The organism is Providencia sp. JUb39 (genome assembly GCF_012272845.1).
In the GTDB taxonomy this organism is placed as follows: domain Bacteria; phylum Pseudomonadota; class Gammaproteobacteria; order Enterobacterales; family Enterobacteriaceae; genus Providencia; species Providencia lanzhouensis.
In genome coordinates this window covers 3,667,986-3,689,909 of the sequence record NZ_JAAWXD020000001.1, presented here as the reverse complement: position 1 = coordinate 3,689,909, position 21,924 = coordinate 3,667,986, and the positions used below count along the sequence as shown (strand labels likewise).

Genomic DNA, 21,924 nt, shown 5'->3' with positions numbered 1-21,924 from the left:
AAGTACGTTATTTTAAGACTATTCATTTTATTGTTAATAAGTTGATAAATTTATTTTTCATTTAATTGAAAGGTTTTAACTCGCTTAGTGTCTATTGAATGCCATATACAATTATCCATAACAAATTATCTATAACAACAGCCACGGAAATATTATCGTGGCTTTGCCATGCAAAAATATTTTTATCAGGGTATAGGGTTAAATTGTAAGTCGGTTTAAACTGGCGCGGTGTATTGGTGATACTGAGTGGAAAGGACATGTCTAATCGAGTACTTTTTCTATTTTTGACCTTTTTCGTTAATCTTTTTTCTGTTTCACATGCTGCGGATATAAAAAATAATAATTTAATTATCAGTGGTTCAAAAGCGATCAATCTTGATAATTGGGAGCTTGTGGATGTACCTCCCAAATTGATTCAGACAAAAGTGCCAGAAAACATCTTTGCTATTGTAGGCGGTCAAATGCGTGTTGTTGGAGAAATTAATCCTGACAATGGCTTTTACGCCTATAGTCCAAATGGTGACTATAATGCCCTACAGTTTGGTAATGATTTCGCTTATGTTAAAAGCACTCAGATATCCAAAAAGAAGCCTCGAAATATCCCTGAAGATGACCGTTTAAACGATCTTAAAAACCCGGTTTATGACTATTTGATTACGAGCCAAAAAACGCCGGTATACAGCGCAACCGATGAAGATTCGCGGCAAATTGCCTCTTTATGGGAAAATCTACGCTATCCAGTGTTAGCTCGAATGATCAAAACGGATGAAGATGGGGACAAAACCTCATGGTTAACCATTCGCCTCGGGGATCGTCTGGGTTATGTTCGCTTAAATGATGTGGCGATTGATAAAGGCATTCCTATTTTGACTTATCACCATATTCTCGAGGACAGTGAAAATAAAAACTTTCGCCATACTTCGACGACAACCTCGGTTGATGCTTTTCGTGAGCAAATGAATTACCTCAAAGAGATGGGGTATCAAACATTATCGCTCGAAGATGTGGAAGGTTATTTAAATAAGAATGCAAATTTACCCGGGCGTGCCGTGGTACTCACGTTTGATGACGGGCTTAAATCCGTTTATCGCTATGCATTGCCTATTTTAAGAGATAACCAGCAACAGGCGACGCTGTTTGTCATCTCTTCGCGTATCAAAACTCAGCCACAAAAATGGGATCCGGATTCTCTGCAATTTATGAGTAAGCAAGAAATTAAAGAGAGCCAAGATGTTTTCAACATTCAATCCCATACGCACTTTTTACATCGCTTAGATAACCGTAATAACCCGATTATTTTTAGCCGTAAAGAGCACACGATCATGCTGGATTTTAAACGTTCAATGAAAGCGTTGGCAAAATTCGAAAGAGACCAGCGTTATTTAGCTTACCCGTTCGGCGCCTATAACCAAACGGCGATTGATGCGGCAAAAGAAGCGGGCTTACATATTGCGGTGTCTACCATCCAAGGTAAGGTCAAGCTCGGTGATAACCCTTATGCGCTAAAACGCCTGTATGCCTACAGCACTGACCCGATTAGCAAATTTGCTTTGATGGTAGGCAATAGCGAGCAGGATGTGGTGAATAAGAACGTTGTCGTTGATAAATAGAAAACTGAAAATAGCGGCAGGTCAATAAAGCAGGGTGGACCAAATAAAAATGGTTCACCCTGCTTTTTATTTATTTAACGCATTTCTTGCAGGTGTCATTCTGCACAATATCAAAGAAGTTATTGCCTTTATCATCCACCAGAATAAAGGCAGGCAACCCTTCCACTTCCATTTTCCAGACCGCTTCCATACCTAACTCTGGGTATTCGAGGCAATTTAAGCTTTTCACGAATTCTTGCGCCAAAATAGCTGCGGAGCCGCCAATGCTACCAAGGTAAAAACCGCCGTGTTTTTTACAGGCGTCAGTTACTGCTTGGGTACGGTTACCTTTTGCCAGCATTAACATACTACCGCCATGGGATTGGAATAGGTCAACGTATGGATCCATACGGTTACCCGTTGTTGGACCTAATGAACCCGACACCATATCTTCAGGTTTTTTCGCAGGGCCTGCGTAATAAACCATATGATCTTTAAAGTACTGTGGTAAGTCTTCACCATTATCTAAGCGCTCTTTGAGTTTGGTATGGGCGATATCGCGAGCGATGATCAGTGGACCACTGAGGGATACACGGGTCGATACAGGGTGTTTACTCAACTCGGCCAAAATATCTTTCATTGGGCGGTTGAGGTCGATATGAACTACGGTTCCTTCTGCCTGATGTCGCATCGATTCAGGGATATATTGCGCTGGGTTATGCTCCATTTTCTCCAGCCATAGGCCGTCTTTGGTGATTTTTGCTTTGATATTGCGATCAGCAGAGCAAGAAATGGCTAAACCGATCGGGCAAGAAGCACCATGGCGAGGCAAGCGAATAACACGCACATCGTGGGCAAAGTATTTACCACCAAATTGCGCACCAAAGCCGAGATGGCGTGACGCTTCTAATAACTCATTTTCTAGCTCAACATCACGGAATGCACGACCATACTCATTACCTGTCGTTGGCAGGTTATCATAGTATTTTGCCGAAGCCAGTTTGGCTGTTTTCAGCGTAGTTTCTGCGGAAGTACCGCCTATAACGAATGCGATATGATACGGTGGGCAAGCAGTTGTCCCTAAGTTTCTCATTTTCTCAACTAAGAAGTTTTTCAACTTAGCCGGGGTCAGTGTTGCTTTAGTTTCTTGATAAAGGGCAGATTTATTTGCAGAGCCGCCACCTTTGTTAACAAACAAGAAATGGTATTCATCACCCGTGGTGGCAAAAATATCAAATTGTGCGGGCAAGTTGGTGCCTGTATTGACTTCGTTGAACATATCCAGCGGGGCATTTTGCGAAAAACGCAGGTTTTCGTGTTGGAAAACGTTATAAATGCCTCGAGAGAGGTATTCTTCGTCATCACAGCCAGTCCAAACTTGTTGGCCTTTTTTCCCGACGACGGCAACGGTTCCCGTATCCTGACAGTTTGGCAGAACACCTTTCGCAGAAATCTCGGCGTTACGCAGTAATTGCAGGGCGACATACTTGTCGTTTTCACTGGCTTCTGGATCGTGCAAAATCGCGGCGACTTGTTTTTGGTGGGCAGGTCTTAAAAAGAACTGGGATTCATAAATTGCATGTTCAGCAAGAAGGGTTAAAGCCTCTGGCTCAATTTTTAACATTTGCTTCCCAGCAAATTGTTCTACAGAAACATATTTATCAGAGACTTGGTAATATTCGGTTTTATCCTCAGATAGCGGATAAGGTTCTTGGTAAAAAAACTCTTTATTAGCCATTTTGCTCACTCACATATTAATTTTAGCGGAAAATATAAGAAATAAATTATTTATAGGCTTTTTGTTCTAAATGCCGCTTGTTTTGTCAGGCGGGATAATCGTTTATAGGGATAATAGTCTGAATGTAATTAGAATAATTACCCATTATATTCAAAGGGATGTAAAAGAAAATATGACTTTGGTTAAACTTTGCCAAGAAACTAATATTCAAATTCAAAGTATGAAGCTAATCACATAAATTAATTGTGGGTATTGGGTTTAACTATTTGTTATTCATGTTATCGAGAGACAGTTAATTTAGATTTTATGCATTCAATTTTTCCATAAATACTCTAATAGGTTAGCGGATTAATTAATCATTTATGGTTGGTTAGCATTCTGGAGATAATAAATAAAATACAGAGTGAAAATAAAAGAAAAATGGACTTTTATTATTACTTGGGTAAGTTATCTTAATCGATAGTTTGGTTTGGTTTTTTATTTAACGTATTGAATTTAATATTCTTTTAATGTTTCTTTTATTTCTGGTTCTATAATGAAAAATGATAGATAAGCACAAAGCTATGAAAAATATGGCTATGTCACTTATTTTTATCATAAATCACTTTTATTTGTTTTAAATTCATAGTGAAAGGCAAACAAAGTGTTGAAAATGGCTTTCAATTTTCATTAACAGTGTTTATTATGCAGCCCTTATTGTTTTATTAAAAATGGCGCTACTGGTTTTGGGCTTTGCTGGGGTTCTCCTGGGGGCTTAACAGTCTTTAACGGTGGCGGTTCTATCTGCATTATTCCTAGGGATAGAGTGTATTATAAATGACTGAGACAACTTCTCTCACACCACTCGTCGAATTAAAATCTTTAAATAAAGGTTTTGATGGCAAACAAATTATTTCTGAGCTTGACCTCACGATCCGAAATGGGGAGTTTCTCACCATTTTAGGGCCTTCTGGTTGCGGTAAAACGACGGTTTTACGTCTGATTGCTGGATTAGAAGATGTGGATGACGGTCAAATTATTCTTGATGGTCAGGACATTACAGATATTCCTGCGGAACAACGTTTCGTGAATACTGTTTTCCAAAGCTATGCATTATTTCCACATATGACCGTATTTGAAAATGTAGCATTTGGTTTGCGCATGCAAAAAACACCCAAAGCGGACATTCAAAAACGGGTGGAGCAAGCCTTGCATATGGTGCAATTGGCAGATTTTGCAGAGCGTATGCCGAACCAGCTTTCGGGTGGTCAACAACAACGTGTGGCAATTGCGCGTGCGGTTGTCAATCGTCCCAAGGTTCTGTTATTGGATGAGTCTTTATCTGCGCTGGATTATAAGCTGCGTAAACAGATGCAAAATGAGCTGAAAGCCTTACAGCGCAAGCTAGGTATTACGTTTATTTTTGTGACTCATGACCAAGAAGAAGCACTGGCCATGTCTGACCGTATCATTGTGATGCGTGAAGGGAAAATTGAGCAAGATGGTACGCCGCGTGAAATTTACGAAGAGCCGAAAAACCTGTTTGTTGCTCAATTTATCGGTGAAATCAATATTTTTGATGCAAAAGTATTACATCGTATTGATGAACAACGTATTCGTGCTAACGTTGAAGGGCATGAATGTGATATTTTCACCGATTTACCGGTCACAGAAGGTCAGCATTTAAACGTCTTATTGCGCCCTGAAGATTTACGCGTTGAAGAAGTCAATGACGCTGACAATCACCCTGGGCTGATCGGTTACGTGCGTGAACGTAACTATAAAGGCATGACGTTAGACTCAGTGGTTGAGATGGAAGATGGCAAAATTATTATGGTCAGCGAGTTCTTTAACGAAGATGACCCTGATGTCGACCACTCCCTTAACCAAAAAGTTGCTGTGACTTGGGTTGAAAGCTGGGAGGTAGTTCTGGATGATCATTCGTAAGCATAAAATCTTGCAGAATGTGATTATCACGGGTGTCGTCGCTTGGCTGTTACTCTTCGTCTTTCTGCCAAACTTAATGATCATTGGCACCAGTTTCTTCACGCGCAGTGATACGAATCTGGTGGATCTGGTGTTTACTTGGGACAACTACATCCGTCTGTCAGACCCGATGTATGCCCAAGTGATGCTGCATTCGTTGAATATGGCGTTGATCGCCACCTTCTTCTGCCTTGTGATCGGCTACCCCTTTGCGTTTATTTTGGCGAAGCTGCCTAAGCGCATCCAACCGCTGATGCTATTTCTGCTAATTGTGCCATTTTGGACCAACTCATTGATCCGTATTTATGGCTTAAAAGTGTTCTTAAGTACCAAAGGGTATTTGAATGACTTTTTGCTGTGGATTGGCATTATCGATAAGCCGCTGAAATTGATGTACACCCCAGAAGCGGTGGTATTGGGCTTAATCTATATCTTATTGCCATTTATGGTGATGCCGCTCTATTCCAGTATTGAAAAGCTGGATAAATCCTACTTAGAAGCGGCGCGGGACTTGGGCGCTAATAAATGCCAAACTTTTGTGAAGATTATTATTCCATTGACCATGCCGGGAATTATTGCGGGCTGCTTATTAGTGTTGCTGCCAGCAATGGGGCTGTTCTACGTGGCGGATTTAATGGGTGGGGCGAAAAACCTGCTGATTGGTAACGTCATTAAGAGCCAATTCTTGAACATTCGCGATTGGCCGTTTGGGGCGGCAACCAGTATTTTCCTCACGGTGATGATGGGGCTGCTGCTGTATGTGTACTACCGAGCTGCTAAGCTTTTGAATAAAAAGGCGTATGAAGAATGATAGGACGTATTTTGCGTGGTGGCTTTATGACCACCATATACGCGTATCTTTATATTCCAATCATTATCTTGATTGTGAACTCATTCAATGAATCGCGTTTTGGTATTCAGTGGCAAGGTTTTTCGACCAAATGGTATGAGTTACTGAGCAATAATGACAGCCTGCTTGAAGCGGCAGGGCATTCATTAACCATGGCGGTACTTTCAGCGACGTTTGCGACAATTATCGGCACATTAACCGCCGTTGCTCTCTTTCGTTATCGTTTTAGAGGCAAGCCATTTGTCGGTGGAATGCTGTTTGTGGTGATGATGTCCCCTGATATTGTGATGGCGATTTCATTGCTAGTCCTGTTTATGATCCTTGGCGTTTCATTAGGTTTCTGGTCGCTGTTATTTTCACATATCACCTTCTGCCTGCCTTTTGTGGTGGTGACGGTATACGCGAGATTGAAAGACTTTGATGTGAAAATGTTGGAAGCGGCGCGGGATCTCGGGGCTGGTGAATTTACCATTTTACGGAAAATCATTCTGCCATTAGCGCTGCCTGCGATTGTCGCAGGGTGGCTGCTGAGCTTTACCTTATCAATGGATGATGTGGTGGTTTCTTCCTTTGTGACGGGACCAAGCTATGAAATCTTACCATTGAAAATCTACTCAATGGTAAAAGTAGGGGTCTCCCCAGAAGTGAATGCACTGGCAACGGTCTTGTTGCTGATGTCGCTGGTTTTGGTCTGTTTAAGCCAGTGGGTTATGCGCGATAAACACGGTAAAAATGCCGTCGCGAAGTCATCAAAACGTTAAGTTGTACTTGGTGGGTGTCATTTGGGCACCCCATCTTTCCATGCCATCAGGCGAGAGGGTAGGCTTTAACTGAGCCTATGAAGATAGATAAAAAGCACTTTGTTGAGGGAAAATCAGTGATGAAAAAATGGTCCTATCTGCTAGCCGCAGGTTTAATGGCTGCAAGCATTGGCACGGCAACTGCCGCTGACGATAATAAAAACGTACTGTATTTCTATAACTGGACAGAATATGTTCCCCCCGGTTTATTAGAGCAATTTACTAAAGAGACTGGGATCAAGGTGATTTACTCCACCTATGAATCCAATGAAAGCATGTACACTAAATTGAAAACCTATAAAGAAGGGGCTTACGATTTAGTGGTGCCATCAACTTATTTTATCGACAAAATGAGCAAAGAAGGCATGCTGCAAAAGATTGATAAGACAAAACTGCCTAACTTTAAAAACCTCGATCCAAACCTTATTCATAAAGAATTTGACCCAAATAACGATTATTCAGTGCCTTATATTTGGGGCGCAACAGGGATTGGAATTAATGGTGACGCGGTTGATCCTAAGTCCGTCACTTCATGGGCAGATTTTTGGAAGCCGGAATACAAAAACAGCTTACTGATGATGGATGATGCCCGCGAAGTGTTCCAAGTGGCGCTGACAAAGCTGGGTTATTCTGGCAATACTACGGATCCAAAGCAGATTGAAGAAGCTTATAACGAACTGCAAAAATTGCGTCCAAATATTCTGGCATTTAACTCAGACAACCCTGCCACTCCGTATATTGAAGGTGAGGTGGATGTCGGTATGCTGTGGAACGGCTCGGCATTTGTGGCAAGACAAGCGGGCTTACCGATTGAAGTTGTATGGCCAAAAGAGGGCGGTATTTTCTGGATGGACAGCTTAGCTATCCCTGCCAATGCGAAGAACGTGGAAGGGGCGCACAAGCTTATTGATTTCTTATTACGCCCTGAAATTGCGGCGCAAGTGGCAGAGTCTATCGGTTATCCGACACCAAACTTAGAAGCGAAAAAATTACTGCCTACGGAAATCGCCAATGACCCATCTCTGTATCCATCGGAAGAGGTATTGAAAAAAGGGGAATGGCAAAGCGATGTGGGGAATACCAATATCCTGTATGAAGAGTATTTCCAAAAGCTAAAAGCAGGGCGCTAATATCGGTTTTGTTTGACGAATATATTATATAAGGCATCACCTTGGTGATGCCTTTTTTGTATGTTAAATCAGTAATTAACGCGCGCGATTATGGATAACAAATTTGGCAAAGTTATCTGCCCAAGGCTGCAAGAAATCCTTACTTTTTGGGGAAATAGTGTCTTGCTCATCCACCATGCCGTCATACCATTTTAAATAACACTCAGGTTGATTCATTGTCGGCATATTGAGGAATGCGAGGCTATTGCGTAAATGTTGTTGGGCAATTGCGGTGCTAATATTACCAATCGAAACCCCTAATACTCCCGCAGGAATACCATCCCATGAGTTATCTCCCCAAGGGCGAGAGCCTTGGTCAATCGCATTCTTTAATACACCTGGCATTGAGCGGTTATATTCCGGTGTTGCGAAGATAATACCGTCTGACGCTTTGATTTGGCTCTTAAAATTAGCGACTACCGTAGGAACATTTTGGTCGGCTTCTTGGTTATAGAGAGGTAAATCGGCAATGTTGATAAATTTAAAGGTGAAATTAGATGGGAATAATTTAGTGATGGCTTTAGCGACTTTTAGATTATAAGAGTCAGCACGTAAACTACCCACAACCACACCGATATTATACTGATTGGACATAATCAAAACCTCTTCTTATGTTGTGAAAATACAACGAGTTCGCATATTTTCTTTGGAATAGGAATTTCTTTAATAATTTAGCATAATAAAATTCATTAAAAATAAATTAAGTTAAATTTAATTTTATCCAATTGTAAATTGCAGGAAATTCATTGCGTTATTTGTTTATATTTTCAAATTAACTTTGTGATTTAGGGTGGCTAAAAAAGAATACTGTGACCTCAATTACACTATTCGTATTTAATTCCTCTCAATATTCTCTTCATTGATTCGAGTCAAAATAGAACATACCGACTGGTCGGTATTATTCATCCCCATGAACACACTCGCGCATCCAAGAAAAAAAGATCCAATCAAACGACAAGAAGAGTTGCTAAAGGCAGCTAGGATAATCGCTGGTCGAGAAGGTATTGCGGCGCTTTCGCTGAATGCTGTTGCCAGAGAGGCGGGTGTGAGCAAAGGGGGATTAATGCACCATTTCCCCAGTAAACAAGAACTTATTCATGCATTGTTTATCCAGCTATTAGACATTATGGACGTGCGTATTGCCGCCATTATGGCGAATGATTCCGATCCTTATGGGCGATTTTCTCGCGCCTATTTGCACTACGTTGGCGAGCTTAAAGACTCCGATGAAAGTTTTCAGCTCGCACTTTTATCATTGGCTATGCCCACAGAGCCCGTGTTGCGTAAATGCTGGCGTGATTGGATGTTAGGGCACCTAGCCCAAGGTGATGCATTTGATAATGGCTATTTGGGAGCTTTAGTGCGCTATGCCGCCGACGGACTGTGGTTATCTGCGTTAACGGAAGGTCCTACATTATCGAGCCAAGAACGTAATGCCATCATTCAGCGGTTAACACAAATTTCGTTTGAAGAAATGGGTTAGTTTTCCAAGGGAAAATACGTCTAAACATACAATGAGGCGATAATGAAATATAAAATCAATGCCTTCATTATTTATGATGCTGTTGATGGCACTTTATCTTTAAAAAAAGATGAGGTGGATACTCGGCTGTCTATTACGGCTAATGCACTCTTATTCTATTTGATTCAAAAAAAAGGCGTAGTTTCTCGTGATGAAGTACTTAAGGCGGTTTGGGATGATAATGGTCTGGTCTCATCAAACAGTAATTTAAACCAGTATCTCAGTTTGCTAAGGAAAACATTTCGACAATATGGCATTGAAAATATTATTGTCACCGTTGCACGTGGGCGTTTAGAGTTTAATTCTGAGATTTTATTGGAATTACTCGATGAAGAGACGCTCAATACCACACGCTTATTAAACAGCCTGAGTGAAATACAAAAAGCCGAAGTGGTTCTGGCGCCTTCCTTAGAGACTAAACCTACCGAATCTCCTTCCGAAAAATTACCGCATTCATTACCAAAACAGAAACGTGAAATTTGCTGGTATCTAGCCAGTGCGGCTTTTTTATGTTGCTCCATTTTATTGGCAGCGATGAGCTATTTTTCATCTCAGCCCTCCGCGCCAATGATTTTGCCAACGTTAGAACATACCAGCTGCGATGTGTTATCTAATGAAAAAATGATTAATGCTTTTGTGGCTGATAACTACGTGCAAAACTTTGATAAAGTTAGAAAGAATTTAAATTTGGCGTGTAATGATAAAGAGCGTTTTGTCTTCTTTTATGGGGATAAATTACAAAAAAATGGTTTAGGGCGCGTCTTTCTCGCTCATTGCGCTGCCAATGAATCTAATCCATTTAGTTATTGTGATAATTATTTTTATTATTCTTGGAAGCCACAATGAAAATATCGGGAAAGCTATTATGTCTCGTGAGTGCGCTGATCTTTGCGTGTGTTGTGATTTATACACAGTCAGTTGTATTGGCCAATAAAAATTCCGGTCAAATGGCGTGTTCAACCAAGGGGATTATGCGTTTTGAGAATATGAAGGATGAAAACGTTAACGGTAATATTCACTTTAATTTTGGGGCGAAAGGCGAAGGCTCTATTGTTGTCGAGGGATATACCACCTCCAGCGCCGGATGGCTTTATTTACAACGATATGTCAAATTCAAATACACCAGCAAACGTATTTCGCCAACGGAACAGCACTATAATATTAGCCACTGGGAAGCCAGTGCTTCCTCAATTGATGAATCCCCTAATGTAATTTTTGATTATTTTATGCGGGAAATGTCAGATAGCCATGACGGCTTATTTATCAATGCCCAAAAACTCAATGATAAAGCGCTACTCTTGAGTTCCATTAATTCCCCTTTATTTATCTGTACGCCTAAATAAGCGCGTGGACTTGATTGATAGTCCATACCGCTTGGGGGCTTATCCACACATTCATTCCTATTGATTTACGGCACAACTTTAACTAGCAAGTTGATGCGGCTTTTACTGCCTGGCAATCAGTGCTATCGCGCGGCGTGCCTCATAAAACACAGCAATTTCCTTTCTTCTTATATTGTTATCTTCCCATCTCTCATTAGCTTATGGCTCGGGCGTGAGGCAAACCACACTTATTATTGACCAAATTACCTTCTCGCATCAGCTCAATCACATCTTGTTAACCATTCCTCCAATAAACCTGTTATCCGCATTTATGGTTTGTTCTTCCACCAGATAGATACGTGAATTTTTCAGTTTATCAGCATAGAGGTGTGAATTGACTGCCTATTAATTATAAATCATGGATTTTTATTCTAATTATCGACACTTCATGGATTTATATTTTGTTTTATTTTTTGGGGGTTATAGTGATTTTGAAGCCAAAAGCTGCGTTCAATTAATCACCACGCAGACTCAATTGGCATAAATGTTTACTCACAGTTAAGAGGCATCAACGTTCTGGAACATGGCTCTTAGGTGCTGCGGGTAGAGAAAAACGTAACGGCTTCCTTGGAGGAAACAACAATGGGTGATGCATTAGGACTTATTGAAACAAAAGGTTTGGTGGCTTGTATTGAAGCAGCTGATGCAATGTGCAAAGCCGCTAACGTCGAGCTAATCGGCTATGAAAACGTGGGTTCTGGTCTCGTGACTGCCATGGTGAAAGGTGATGTTGGCGCAGTAAAAGCGGCAGTAGATTCCGGTGTTGAATCTGCACAGCGTGTTGGTGAAGTGGTGACATCGTTAGTCATCGCCCGTCCACATAACGATATCAACAAAATCGTGATTAAACATAAAGCATAGCGTTTGCGGGGGAAATATGGGTGATGCATTAGGTCTTATTGAAACACAAGGACTCGTTGCTTGTATCGAAGCAGCTGATGCGATGTGTAAAGCCGCTAACGTGGTGCTGATTGGCTATGAAAATGTGGGTTCTGGGTTAGTCACCGCCATGGTGAAAGGGGATGTTGGCGCAGTTAAAGCGGCAGTTGATTCTGGCGTTGAATCTGCATCTCGCATTGGCACCGTCGTGACCTCTCTGGTTATCGCTCGTCCACACAGCGACATCCAAAAAATTGTCTCTCAGTATAAAGTCGCAGAATAAATAGGAAATTTACTTATGAAAGAAGCTCTTGGCTTAATTGAAACCAAAGGTTTAGTGGCGTGTATCGAAGCTGCTGATGCAATGTGCAAAGCCGCTAACGTCGAGCTAATCGGCTATGAAAATGTGGGCTCTGGACTCGTCACTGCCATGGTAAAAGGCGATGTGGGTGCCGTTAATGCTGCGGTCGAATCCGGTGTCGAAGCTGCGAAGCGTGTTGGCACCGTGGTGACTTCTCGTGTGATAGCAAGACCACACAATGATATCGGCAAAATTGCGCAGCAGCACAAAGCTTAATCATTAGAAGTATTAGATAAAACAATAAATTAGTAAGTTTAATCTTTTGACTCCGGTACGGGGGAAGACATGGTTGCATTAGATAAAGATCTGCAATCCAGACAACTGGCTAGAGAGCTGGTTAGAAATGCGAAACAAGCACAAAAAATCTTTGCGACTTTTTCGCAGGAGAAAATCGACAGTATTGTTAAACACATTGCGACAGAATCTGCTCGTCATGCAGAAGAGTTAGCAAAAATGGCGAATGAAGAGACGGGTTTTGGGAAGTGGCAAGACAAGGTCCTGAAAAATACGTTCGCTTCAGTGCGTGTGTATGAACATATTAAAGATCTGAAAACAGTTGGCATCATTAATGATGACAAAATCAATAAAGTTATGGATGTGGGTGTTCCGTTAGGGGTGATCACGGCACTGGTGCCTTCGACTAACCCAACCTCAACCATTATCTATAAAACATTGATTGCCTTGAAAGCCGGTAACGCAATCGTCTTCTCCCCCCACCCAAACGCGAAAGCATGTAGTTTTAGAACGCTTGATATCGTAAAAAAAGCGGCTCTTGAAGCGGGTGCGCCAGCAGGTATCGTCGATGGCGTGACGATGCTGACACTGGAAGCGACAAAAGAATTAATGCACAGCAAAGATGTTTCTCTCATTCTGGCAACGGGTGGGGAAGGCATGGTACGCGCCGCTTATGCATCTGGCACACCAACAATCAGTGGTGGTCCTGGCAACGGTCCTGCTTTCATTGAACGTAGCGCGGATATCAAAAAAGCAGTCAGTGACATTATTACCAGCAAAACGTTTGATAACGGTGTGATTTGCGCATCAGAGCAATCCATCATTGTAGAACGCTGTATTTACAACGACGTTCACCGCGAATTATTAGCTCAAGGCGCTTACTTCATGAATGAAGATGAAGCGAAACGTATGGCTTCCATGCTACTGAGAGCGAATGGCACGATTAACCCTGAAGTCGTCGGAAAAGATGCGATTACGTTGAGCCAACGTGCAGGCTTTAGTGTTCCTGCTAACACGCGAGTATTAATTGCATTACAAGACACCGTCTCACCGAAAAACCCGTATTCACGGGAAAAACTGTGCCCAATCTTAGGCATGTATGTTGAAGAGGATTGGCGCTCTGCATGCCATCGCGTTGTTGATTTGCTGACTAACGAAGGCTTAGGACACACGCTGGTGATCCACACGCAAAATGAAGATGTTATTCGTCAGTTTTCTCTCGAAAAACCGGTTAACCGTATTTTGATTAATACACCAGCTGCACTGGGTGGAATTGGTGCAACCACCAATATTACGCCAGCGCTGACATTAGGATGTGGAGCGATTGGAGGTGGTTCTAGTTCTGACAACGTCGGTCCGATGAACTTGCTCAATATCCGTAAAGTCGGTTATGGCGTGCGTTCCATTGATGATTTGAGACAACCCGCACCAGTGAGTGCTCCGGCTTACTCAACATCGCCAATTGCACCTACTGGGCATGGAAATCAAGCGTCTGTCAGCATTCTCGATGATGACCGTTTTCGTCAGGCTCAACCAGTAAAAGCTCAGAGTAATAGCGCTGCAGATAACCGATTTGCTAATGCAGTGAGTCATGCTGATGTTGTTGAAGCGGTTGCCACTCATGGGGATATCACGGAAGAGAATGTCGAGCAGATTATTAAGGCCGTTCTCGGACGCCTAAATAAGTAATTCATTGAGATAAGGCGGGTAAATCATGATTTTGGCAAAGGTAATAGGGCATGTTGTCGCAACGCAGAAATGCCAAGAGCTTAGTGGCAGTAATTTACTGATGATCACGGCGCTTGGCGATGATCTCAAACCGTTGAAGGACAAAACGTATGTTGCGGTGGACAGTGTAGGCGCAGGTATTAATGACCTTGTTCTGGCGGAAGAGTACTTCGCATTGAATAAAGACAAATACAAAGCTATGTCCGTGGTTGCCATTGTTGAAAAAGTGTATCGAGACGGTAGGGAGTAAATAACGCATGAACCAGTTTTTGATTAAACCAAGGGTGCAATTTGGTGCGAATGCTTTGGATTATTTATCTCAGGTTAACGCCCAGCACGCGTTTATCGTAACCGATAAAGCAATGGTGAAATTTGGGTTAGCTGACGAAGTGATTCATCGATTATCTCAACAGGGAATTTCGTTTTCTCTGTATGACGATGTAGTACCGGATCCAGAAATCTCATCCATCGTAAAAGGCATGAAAATCATGGATAGCCAATATCCAGATTTAGTGATTGCACTGGGCGGTGGTTCGGTGATTGATGCGGCAAAAGCGGTTATTTACTCCCTATGGCATACCCGCCAAGACAGCCATAGAGCCAAACCTCATTTTGTGGCTATTCCGACAACCAGCGGAACAGGCTCTGAAGTCACGTCTTTTTCAGTGATCAAGTCTAATTCTGAGAAGTTGGTATTGGTTGATGAGTTTATGTTGCCCGATGTGGCGATTTTAGACCCTGTTTTAGTGAAGTCAGTCCCTGCCGCTATCACGGCAGATACGGGAATGGATGTGCTATGCCATGCCCTAGAAGCTTATGTTTCACGCAGTGCCTCTGACTTTTCAGATGCGCTTGCCGAAAAAGCCGTTCAGTTGGTGTTTGCTCACTTAATAGATTGCTATCGCGACGGCAGTAACTTAGTGGCTCGTGAAAAAATGCATAACGCATCGTGTATTGCAGGAATGGCATTTACCAACGCATCCCTTGGGATCACTCATAGCTTAGCGCACGCACTTGGCGGCGTGTTCCACATTCCACATGGTCGCGCGAATGCGCTATTGATGGCTCAAGTGGTGGCGTTTAACGCGGGTCTGGAAGGGTGCTGTGAAACCAACGCGGCGAAGCGTTATGCCGATTTAGCCAGAAAACTTAATTTACCTGCTTCAAATATACGTGAAGGCGTTGAGAGCTTAATTATGGCAATCAACGTATTGAAAGATGAAATGAATATGCCGAAAGGCATTCACGCTACAGGCGTCAATGAAACTGATTTTAATGCCCGTTTAGGGGAAATGGTTGGACAGGCGTTACGCGATAGTTGCACTCCGACTAATCCACGGGACGTAAATGAAAAGCAGCTAGAAGCACTGTACAGACAGTCTTTTTAATAGTTAACGCTTTTTATGTGATGAATAACGAACTAGAAAGAACATCAGGAGAGGCTAACATGGCCAAATATGCTTTGACCCCACGTGTAAAAACACTGGCTGAACGTTTAAGTGCTCGCAATTGCTCAATCATTACCGAACGTGCCAACATTCTTGAAACTGTCAGAAATCAATTAACAGGGGCGCCTCAAGCGATTAAACCCGCTCAGCGTTTTTATGAGTTTATTCGTAATTTCCCCGCTTTTATTGCACAAGATGAATTGATTATTGGTAGCCAATCTTCAACACCTCGTGGTGCAATCTTCCATACGGAAGATGAAGTACACAGCCAGAGTATTTATGAGTTTTTAGCGGGTGATAGCACAATCGCCGCACCGGATTATTTAGTCGTCCTGAATGTCGGGTTTGCCGAAATTAAAAACCAGCTAGAAAACCGCGTCAGAAATATTGGCAGTGCCGTTAGCCGTAATAGTATCGATGAGGCAAATAACTGCCGTGCGGCAATTTATGCCTGTGATGCTGCTATCCATTTTGCAAACGCCTTAGCAGTAAGAGCAGAAAATCTTGCGGCCACAGAAGCTAACCCATATCGTCGTGCTGAATTACAAGAAAGCGCGGAAGTATTACGCCAAGTGCCTGCAAAACCAGCACAAACCTTTAAAGAAGCTTGCCAAGCGTTCTACCTATTACAACTGATTTTGCATTTAGAAAATGGCAGCTATGCCGTGAACCCAATGGGCTTCGACAAAGCCGTTTATCCATTCTATCAGCGCGATATTGAACAAGGTCGATTAACTCAACAACAGGCTTACGAGATTGTTGAAAGCTTATGGCTAAAACTGGCTGAGTTGTCAGAAGTGCGTGCAACGCGTGCCATTGATGGTTATCCAATGTTTGATGCACTTAAAGGCGGAGTCTACCTTAATGATCCGCAAGTCTGCATCAACGAACTTTCCGCGATGATGCTTTCTGCTCATGAAAATATCAGTGCAATTAATGCTGGGTTAAAAGTCCGTTTATATTGCGGTCAAGCAAGCACGCAGCCTCAATATTCTGCGGCTTCAGCCAGTTATGTGACACCATCGGCTCAACAAGATAATGAATTCAAAGTGATGGAAGGGCTAACGCCTCGCTTACAGCGTTTGCGTAACCGTTATCTAGAGGCGCGTCCAAGCGTGTCTATCTATCGCGCATTAGCTTTTACCGAAGTGGTGAAGAATAACCCTGGTTTACCGCCGATTTTATTACGTGCAAAAGCGTTCCGTCGTGCGTGTGAAACTGCGCCTATCTTGATTCAGCCTGAAGAGCTGATTGTCGGTCACCCATGTGGTAAAGCGCGTGCAGGTGCATTTTCACCTGATATTGCATGGCGTTGGGTGGTAGATGAACTCGATACGATGAGCACCCGCCCACAAGATCCATTTGTGATCTCCGAAGAAGATAAAAAAGTGATTCGTGAAGAAATCGCGCCATTCTGGGAAGGTCGTTCTCTGGATGAAATTTGTGAAGCGCAATATCGTGAAGCTGGGGTTTGGGAATTCAGCGGCGAAACCTTTGTGAGTGACTTGTCTTATCATCAAATCAATGGCGGCGGCGACACTTGCCCTGGTTATGACGTATTACTTTTCACCAAAGGTATGAATGGGATTAAAGCGGATGCTCAGGCAAAACTGGCTGAGTTAAGCATGCAAAATCCAGATGATATCGACCGCATCTATTTCTATAAAGCTTCGATTGAAACCTGTGAAGGTGTAGTGGCTTATGCGCATCGTATCGCTGAGCACGCTCGTGAACTGGCTTCACAAGAGACAGATCAGAAACGTCGTGAAGAGTTACTGACAATTGCTCAAGTGAACGAAAATGTACCGGCGAATCCACCAAAAACATTGCAAGAAGCACTGCAAAGCATTTGGACTGTGGAATCCTTGTTTGAAATTGAAGAAAACCAAACAGGATTATCATTAGGTCGTTTAGACCAATACTGTTTCCCAATGTATGAAAGCGATATTCAATCTGGTCGTTTAACTCAAGACCAAGCACTGGAAATGATGCAGGCGTTTATCATCAAATGTGCGGAATTAATGTGGATGTCCAGTGAGCTGGGCGCTAAATATTTCGCTGGATATCAGCCATTTATCAACTTAACTGTGGGTGGACAAAAACGCTCGGGTGGTGATGCGTGTAATGATTTAACGTACTTAATTATGGATGCAGTCCGCTTTGTGAAAGTTTATCAGCCATCATTAGCATGCCGTATTCATAACCAATCTCCACAAAAATATATGGAAAAAATCGTGGATGTAGTGAAAGCCGGTATGGGCTTCCCTGCCTGTCACTTTGACGATTCCCATATCAAAATGATGCTGCGTAAAGGCTTTGATTTTGAAGATGCTCGCGACTATTGCTTAATGGGCTGCGTGGAACCACAAAAATCAGGTCGAATTTATCAGTGGACATCAACGGGTTACACCCAGTGGCCAATCGCCATTGAGTTTGTTCTGAACCGTGGTCGGATGGTGCTGTTTGATAGCCACCAAGGTTTAGATACCGGGGATCTGCGTAACCTGAAAACCTTTGAAGATTTCGATAATGCCGTGAAAGCGCAAATTGCCCATATTGTTCGCCTGTCGGCGATTGGTACGGTCATCAGTCAGCGTGTTCACCGTGATGTCGCGCCAAAACCATTGATGTCTTTGCTGGTGGAAGGTTGTATGGAGAAAGGGAAAGATGTTGCGGCTGGTGGTGCAATGATTAACCACGGTCCGGGGCTGATTTTCTCTGGTCTAGCAACTTACGTTGACTCAATGGCGGCTATTCGCAAAGTGGTTTATGAAGAGGGGCGCTATACCTTAGAGCAAGTGCGTGATGGTCTGCTTGCCAACTTTGAAGGTTATGAAGAGTTACGTCGTGATTGCCTGAATGCACCTAAGTTCGGTAATGATGACAACTATGTCGACCAATATGCATTGGATATTACTGAATGGACTGAACGCGAGTGCCGTAAGTACGACATGCTGTATTCCACATTGAGTCACGGCACATTATCCATTTCTAACAACACACCGATTGGCGAGCTAACCGCCGCGACTGCGAATGGTCGTTTAGCGTGGATGCCGTTGTCAGATGGGATCAGCCCAACTCAAGGGGCAGATAAACAAGGCCCAACGGCAATTATTAAATCCATCAGTAAGATGAACGTGGAAACGATGAACATCGGTATGGTGCATAACTTTAAGTTCTTAAAAGGCTTATTGGATACACCAGAAGGTCGCAATGGGTTAATCACGTTGTTAAGAACAGCATCTATTTTGGGTAACGGTCAAATGCAGTTCAGCTACGTTGATAACGAAATGCTGAAAAAAGCACAGCAAGAACCTGAGAAATATCGTGACTTAATCGTTCGTGTTGCTGGCTACAGTGCTTACTTCGTTGAGTTATGTAAAGAGGTTCAGGACGAAATCATCAGCCGTACCGTGATTGAGAAATTCTAAACCAAATCTGGGTGGGGATAGGCTGCTATTCCCACCGTACATAATAAAAACAATAAGTTTGAAACTGTTTTGGAGATGCAATGATGAACACAGCGGCAGAAATCAGAGGGCGGATATTTAATATCCAGAAATACTCAATTTATGACGGTGATGGCATTCGAACCCTGATTTTTCTTAAAGGATGCAATATTCGTTGCCCTTGGTGCGCTAACCCTGAAGGGCTAAGTAGCCAGTTCCAAGTGATGTTTTCCCACGATAAATGCGTTGGGTGTGGGAAGTGTGTGGATGTTTGCCCTGCGGGGATCCATTACATGACCACCAATGAACAAGGGGAAGCCGTCCACCGCGTGAATCGTAGTATTGACTGCATCGGTTGCCGTAAATGTGAGGAAGTGTGCATTTCTGATGCGCTAGACATTATGGGAAAAGATGTCACGGTTTCTGAAATGATGGAGATCATCATGCAGGACTACGATTTTTATATTTCCTCTGGTGGTGGTGTCACGATTGGTGGCGGTGAAATGAGTTTACAGACAGATTTTGCCGTTGAGCTTTTGCGTGAATGCAAAAAAATGATGATCAATACTGCGATTGAAACACAAGGTACAACGTCATTAGCGAATTATGAAAAGTTAGCCGAAGTTGTCGACCTATTCTTGTTTGATGTTAAACATATCGATACCGTTGAGCACAAAAACCTGTTTGGTATTGGTAATGAAAATGTGCGTCGTAACCTCGAAAGATTAATGGAACTAGGGGCAAATGTGGTGATGCGCATGCCTTTAGTTCGCGGATATAACGATTCTTTTGATGCAATAACAGGCGCAATTGAATACGCCATGGAATTGTCGAAACGCGGCAATTTAAGTCGAATTGATATTCTGCCTTATCACCAGCTTGGTCGTGGAAAATACGACAAGCTCGACATGATTTATCCCATCAAGAAAGATCCAACCTACAGCGTGGAAGAGTTAGATCAATTAGAGGCTTTCTTTAAAAAATTCGATTTCGATATTCGACTGGTTCGTCACTAAGTAGGAGAGAAAAATGAAAAGTTTAGGCGTCATTGAGACTTACGGGCTGACATCAGCAATACAAGCTGCAGATGCTGCATGCAAAGCGGCGAGTGTCGAGATTGTTGGCTATCGTAAAATCGGTTCTGGTTTAGTTTCTGTCTGTTTTCAGGGGGAAATTAGTGCAGTAAGAACCGCCGTTGATCATGGTGCATCGGTTATCAGCCATCAAGACCTATTAAAAGGCACATTAGTCATTGCTCGCCCAGAAGAGCGAGTGATCACCCAGCTGTTATCCACTAAGAATAAAGCGAGCGAAGAAGAGAACAGTGTTGAAAAACCGGCAGTTGAGGCGCCTGTGACGATGACTGTCGAGACTGCCGCGGTGGAGCCAAAAGCTGACGTGCGTAAAGGGAAAAAATCATGATAAACCAGCAGCTGATGGGAAAAATTCTGTCTCGCTTAGCTATGTCAAACCCAGCCTCAATGATTGATAGCCCCATTGCTATCCCTGTGGGGGTTTCGAACCGTCATGTCCATCTTTCGCAAGAAGATGTTACCGCGCTTTTTGGTGAAGGTTATCAACTGACGCCATTTAAAGATTTGAAGCAACCAGGTCAATTTGCGGCAAAAGAGTGTGTGATGGTGGTTGGACCTAAAGGGTCGATCAGTAAAGTGCGAGTGCTAGGGCCAACACGACCAACCACTCAACTGGAAGTCTCGAAAGCAGACTGTTTTGCATTAGGTATTAAAGCGCCAGTACGTGAATCTGGAGATTTAAATCAATCGGGGAGTGCGTTGTTAATTGGCCCCGCAGGGCACGTTAATCTTTGTGAACAAGTCATTTGCGCTCAGCGCCATATTCACATGAATTTAATGGATGCTAGGTCGCTAAATGTTTCCAATGGACAGAGAGTATGTGTTCGCACTGAAGGGGAACGTAGCCTCGTATTTGATGAGGTAGTTGTTCGAGTGGATGCAAGGTTTTCTCTGGAATTTCATATTGATACAGATGAAGCAAATGCGGCAGGGTTACGTAACAGTGACAGCGTGTTTGTTGTCAGCTAAGGACTAAACGAGCGGTGGCAATATGAACGAAAAAATGATTGAGCAGATAGTGTTACAGGTACTGCAACAGCTGAAACGGCGAGTATTGGTGTTATTGTCCCCAAGCCAAGACTATCAACAGGCGGTTTATCAGCGTTTATTGCAGTTACCTTCAATGTCTTTTTCTTTCTATGCCACCAAGGAGATGCTAACGCAATCGACGATAAATCAATGGAAAGAAATTGGGCAATGTTTTGATATTCATACCTTTAATATGGAAAAACTCGCAGAGCTTCATGGGGTTTTTCTCCCTTTTATAGGAACTAAAGTACTGAATGAAGTCGTGAATGGGTTGGCAATTAGCGAAGAGAGCGAAATTATCATCCAAACACTTTCTCGAAATATTCCTATTATGGCATTGAAATATCATTGCTGCCCTGACAGTGATTTGAACCAAATATTAGGTTTGAATAAAAATGAACATTATAACCGCCTTATTAAAGAGAATATAAATAAGGCTATCTCATTAGGTATTCAATTCGATACATTTAATAATATTGAAAATAAAATGCTCATTAAAAATAATGAGATATCGAGTGAAAATAAAATAGACCAGAATCGCTATATTACTTTGAGAGAAGTAATGAATGACCCAAAGGAATATTCCCTAAATAAAAATAAATTAACAGATTCGGCAATGGATTATTTAAAGTCTCTAAAAAAATAAATTTTATTTCAATTTAATATTTTAAACGTCTATCTATGTAG

At 42.5% G+C, this 21,924-nt stretch carries 21 protein-coding genes; 19 read left to right on the top strand and 2 right to left on the bottom strand.

The window, feature by feature from the left end; translation table 11 throughout:
- Positions 1-257: 257 nt before the first annotated feature.
- Positions 258-1,610, top strand: a complete 1,353-nt coding sequence (locus HFU86_RS17145; protein WP_187129717.1) for a polysaccharide deacetylase family protein — start codon at positions 258-260, stop codon at positions 1,608-1,610.
- 70 nt (positions 1,611-1,680) lie between these two features.
- Here the strand turns inward: HFU86_RS17145 and HFU86_RS17140 are convergent, their stop codons facing one another.
- Complete coding sequence (locus HFU86_RS17140; RefSeq protein WP_132496450.1) at positions 1,681-3,327, bottom strand: fumarate hydratase; 1,647 nt, start codon at positions 3,325-3,327, stop codon at positions 1,681-1,683.
- 816 nt (positions 3,328-4,143) lie between these two features.
- On the opposite strand from HFU86_RS17140, the gene potA reads away from it, so the two are divergent.
- The 4 genes from potA (at position 4,144) to potD (ending at position 8,072) form a co-directional block, all read left to right on the top strand.
- On the top strand, positions 4,144-5,253 hold the full coding sequence (gene potA / locus HFU86_RS17135; RefSeq protein ID WP_108479516.1) for a spermidine/putrescine ABC transporter ATP-binding protein PotA: 1,110 nt from the start codon (positions 4,144-4,146) through the stop codon (positions 5,251-5,253).
- Positions 5,240-6,103 (top strand): spermidine/putrescine ABC transporter permease PotB, encoded by an 864-nt coding sequence (gene potB, locus HFU86_RS17130; protein ID WP_036949234.1) that lies wholly within the window; start codon positions 5,240-5,242, stop codon positions 6,101-6,103. The genes potA and potB overlap by 14 nt, the downstream gene beginning before the upstream one ends.
- On the top strand, positions 6,100-6,903 hold the full coding sequence (gene potC / locus HFU86_RS17125; RefSeq protein ID WP_036949236.1) for a spermidine/putrescine ABC transporter permease PotC: 804 nt from the start codon (positions 6,100-6,102) through the stop codon (positions 6,901-6,903). Before potB ends, potC begins: the two co-directional genes overlap by 4 nt.
- Before the next feature lie 119 nt (positions 6,904-7,022).
- Positions 7,023-8,072, top strand: coding sequence for a spermidine/putrescine ABC transporter substrate-binding protein PotD (gene potD, locus HFU86_RS17120; RefSeq protein ID WP_036949237.1), 1,050 nt, complete (start codon positions 7,023-7,025; stop codon positions 8,070-8,072).
- Between the two features lie 75 nt (positions 8,073-8,147).
- Here the strand turns inward: potD and HFU86_RS17115 are convergent, their stop codons facing one another.
- Positions 8,148-8,705, bottom strand: a complete 558-nt coding sequence (locus tag HFU86_RS17115) for an NADPH-dependent FMN reductase (protein ID WP_132496452.1) — start codon at positions 8,703-8,705, stop codon at positions 8,148-8,150.
- Positions 8,706-9,021: 316 nt separating this feature from the next.
- Here HFU86_RS17115 and HFU86_RS17110 point away from each other — a divergent pair, with 316 nt between their 5' ends.
- The 14 genes from HFU86_RS17110 (at position 9,022) to HFU86_RS17045 (ending at position 21,883) form a co-directional block, all read left to right on the top strand.
- Positions 9,022-9,594 (top strand): TetR/AcrR family transcriptional regulator, encoded by a 573-nt coding sequence (locus tag HFU86_RS17110; protein ID WP_132496453.1) that lies wholly within the window; start codon positions 9,022-9,024, stop codon positions 9,592-9,594.
- A 42-nt stretch (positions 9,595-9,636) separates the two neighbouring features.
- Positions 9,637-10,479, top strand: a complete 843-nt coding sequence (locus HFU86_RS17105) for a transcriptional regulator (RefSeq protein ID WP_187129716.1) — start codon at positions 9,637-9,639, stop codon at positions 10,477-10,479.
- On the top strand, positions 10,476-10,976 hold the full coding sequence (locus HFU86_RS17100; protein ID WP_132496455.1) for a FidL-like protein: 501 nt from the start codon (positions 10,476-10,478) through the stop codon (positions 10,974-10,976). Before HFU86_RS17105 ends, HFU86_RS17100 begins: the two co-directional genes overlap by 4 nt.
- A 621-nt stretch (positions 10,977-11,597) precedes the next feature.
- Positions 11,598-11,876 (top strand): BMC domain-containing protein, encoded by a 279-nt coding sequence (locus HFU86_RS17095; protein ID WP_004249182.1) that lies wholly within the window; start codon positions 11,598-11,600, stop codon positions 11,874-11,876.
- 16 nt (positions 11,877-11,892) lie between these two features.
- Positions 11,893-12,177, top strand: coding sequence for a BMC domain-containing protein (locus tag HFU86_RS17090; protein WP_006658500.1), 285 nt, complete (start codon positions 11,893-11,895; stop codon positions 12,175-12,177).
- Between the two features lie 15 nt (positions 12,178-12,192).
- Positions 12,193-12,471: a BMC domain-containing protein gene (locus tag HFU86_RS17085; RefSeq protein ID WP_006658501.1), complete on the top strand. Its 279-nt coding sequence runs from the start codon at positions 12,193-12,195 to the stop codon at positions 12,469-12,471.
- Between the two features lie 69 nt (positions 12,472-12,540).
- Positions 12,541-14,178, top strand: a complete 1,638-nt coding sequence (locus tag HFU86_RS17080; RefSeq protein WP_187129715.1) for an acetaldehyde dehydrogenase (acetylating) — start codon at positions 12,541-12,543, stop codon at positions 14,176-14,178.
- A 25-nt stretch (positions 14,179-14,203) separates the two neighbouring features.
- On the top strand, positions 14,204-14,467 hold the full coding sequence (locus HFU86_RS17075; RefSeq protein WP_036949246.1) for a EutN/CcmL family microcompartment protein: 264 nt from the start codon (positions 14,204-14,206) through the stop codon (positions 14,465-14,467).
- Positions 14,468-14,474: 7 nt separating this feature from the next.
- Positions 14,475-15,605: a 1-propanol dehydrogenase PduQ gene (locus HFU86_RS17070; protein WP_187129714.1), complete on the top strand. Its 1,131-nt coding sequence runs from the start codon at positions 14,475-14,477 to the stop codon at positions 15,603-15,605.
- Positions 15,606-15,664: 59 nt separating this feature from the next.
- Positions 15,665-19,096: a choline trimethylamine-lyase gene (cutC, locus tag HFU86_RS17065; protein ID WP_187129713.1), complete on the top strand. Its 3,432-nt coding sequence runs from the start codon at positions 15,665-15,667 to the stop codon at positions 19,094-19,096.
- A gap of 83 nt (positions 19,097-19,179) precedes the next feature.
- Positions 19,180-20,130, top strand: a complete 951-nt coding sequence (gene cutD, locus HFU86_RS17060) for a choline TMA-lyase-activating enzyme (protein ID WP_132496489.1) — start codon at positions 19,180-19,182, stop codon at positions 20,128-20,130.
- Between the two features lie 13 nt (positions 20,131-20,143).
- Positions 20,144-20,536, top strand: a complete 393-nt coding sequence (locus HFU86_RS17055; protein WP_132496458.1) for a BMC domain-containing protein — start codon at positions 20,144-20,146, stop codon at positions 20,534-20,536.
- A complete protein-coding gene (locus HFU86_RS17050) occupies positions 20,533-21,177 on the top strand; it encodes a phosphate propanoyltransferase (RefSeq protein ID WP_036949251.1) in 645 nt (214 codons plus the stop codon). Before HFU86_RS17055 ends, HFU86_RS17050 begins: the two co-directional genes overlap by 4 nt.
- Before the next feature lie 22 nt (positions 21,178-21,199).
- Complete coding sequence (locus HFU86_RS17045) at positions 21,200-21,883, top strand: hypothetical protein (protein WP_132496459.1); 684 nt, start codon at positions 21,200-21,202, stop codon at positions 21,881-21,883.
- Positions 21,884-21,924 lie beyond the last annotated feature (41 nt).

What these genes read in the sequence shown, in the direction of transcription:
- HFU86_RS17145 (WP_187129717.1), top strand. Translation starts at nt 258, where the DNA reads ATGTCTAATCGAGTACTTTTTCTATTTTTGACCTTTTTCGTTAATCTT.
- HFU86_RS17140 (WP_132496450.1), bottom strand. Translation starts at nt 3,327, where the DNA reads ATGGCTAATAAAGAGTTTTTTTACCAAGAACCTTATCCGCTATCTGAG.
- potA (WP_108479516.1), top strand. Translation starts at nt 4,144, where the DNA reads ATGACTGAGACAACTTCTCTCACACCACTCGTCGAATTAAAATCTTTA.
- potB (WP_036949234.1), top strand. Translation starts at nt 5,240, where the DNA reads ATGATCATTCGTAAGCATAAAATCTTGCAGAATGTGATTATCACGGGT.
- potC (WP_036949236.1), top strand. Translation starts at nt 6,100, where the DNA reads ATGATAGGACGTATTTTGCGTGGTGGCTTTATGACCACCATATACGCG.
- potD (WP_036949237.1), top strand. Translation starts at nt 7,023, where the DNA reads ATGAAAAAATGGTCCTATCTGCTAGCCGCAGGTTTAATGGCTGCAAGC.
- HFU86_RS17115 (WP_132496452.1), bottom strand. Translation starts at nt 8,705, where the DNA reads ATGTCCAATCAGTATAATATCGGTGTGGTTGTGGGTAGTTTACGTGCT.
- HFU86_RS17110 (WP_132496453.1), top strand. Translation starts at nt 9,022, where the DNA reads ATGAACACACTCGCGCATCCAAGAAAAAAAGATCCAATCAAACGACAA.
- HFU86_RS17105 (WP_187129716.1), top strand. Translation starts at nt 9,637, where the DNA reads ATGAAATATAAAATCAATGCCTTCATTATTTATGATGCTGTTGATGGC.
- HFU86_RS17100 (WP_132496455.1), top strand. Translation starts at nt 10,476, where the DNA reads ATGAAAATATCGGGAAAGCTATTATGTCTCGTGAGTGCGCTGATCTTT.
- HFU86_RS17095 (WP_004249182.1), top strand. Translation starts at nt 11,598, where the DNA reads ATGGGTGATGCATTAGGACTTATTGAAACAAAAGGTTTGGTGGCTTGT.
- HFU86_RS17090 (WP_006658500.1), top strand. Translation starts at nt 11,893, where the DNA reads ATGGGTGATGCATTAGGTCTTATTGAAACACAAGGACTCGTTGCTTGT.
- HFU86_RS17085 (WP_006658501.1), top strand. Translation starts at nt 12,193, where the DNA reads ATGAAAGAAGCTCTTGGCTTAATTGAAACCAAAGGTTTAGTGGCGTGT.
- HFU86_RS17080 (WP_187129715.1), top strand. Translation starts at nt 12,541, where the DNA reads ATGGTTGCATTAGATAAAGATCTGCAATCCAGACAACTGGCTAGAGAG.
- HFU86_RS17075 (WP_036949246.1), top strand. Translation starts at nt 14,204, where the DNA reads ATGATTTTGGCAAAGGTAATAGGGCATGTTGTCGCAACGCAGAAATGC.
- HFU86_RS17070 (WP_187129714.1), top strand. Translation starts at nt 14,475, where the DNA reads ATGAACCAGTTTTTGATTAAACCAAGGGTGCAATTTGGTGCGAATGCT.
- cutC (WP_187129713.1), top strand. Translation starts at nt 15,665, where the DNA reads ATGGCCAAATATGCTTTGACCCCACGTGTAAAAACACTGGCTGAACGT.
- cutD (WP_132496489.1), top strand. Translation starts at nt 19,180, where the DNA reads ATGAACACAGCGGCAGAAATCAGAGGGCGGATATTTAATATCCAGAAA.
- HFU86_RS17055 (WP_132496458.1), top strand. Translation starts at nt 20,144, where the DNA reads ATGAAAAGTTTAGGCGTCATTGAGACTTACGGGCTGACATCAGCAATA.
- HFU86_RS17050 (WP_036949251.1), top strand. Translation starts at nt 20,533, where the DNA reads ATGATAAACCAGCAGCTGATGGGAAAAATTCTGTCTCGCTTAGCTATG.
- HFU86_RS17045 (WP_132496459.1), top strand. Translation starts at nt 21,200, where the DNA reads ATGAACGAAAAAATGATTGAGCAGATAGTGTTACAGGTACTGCAACAG.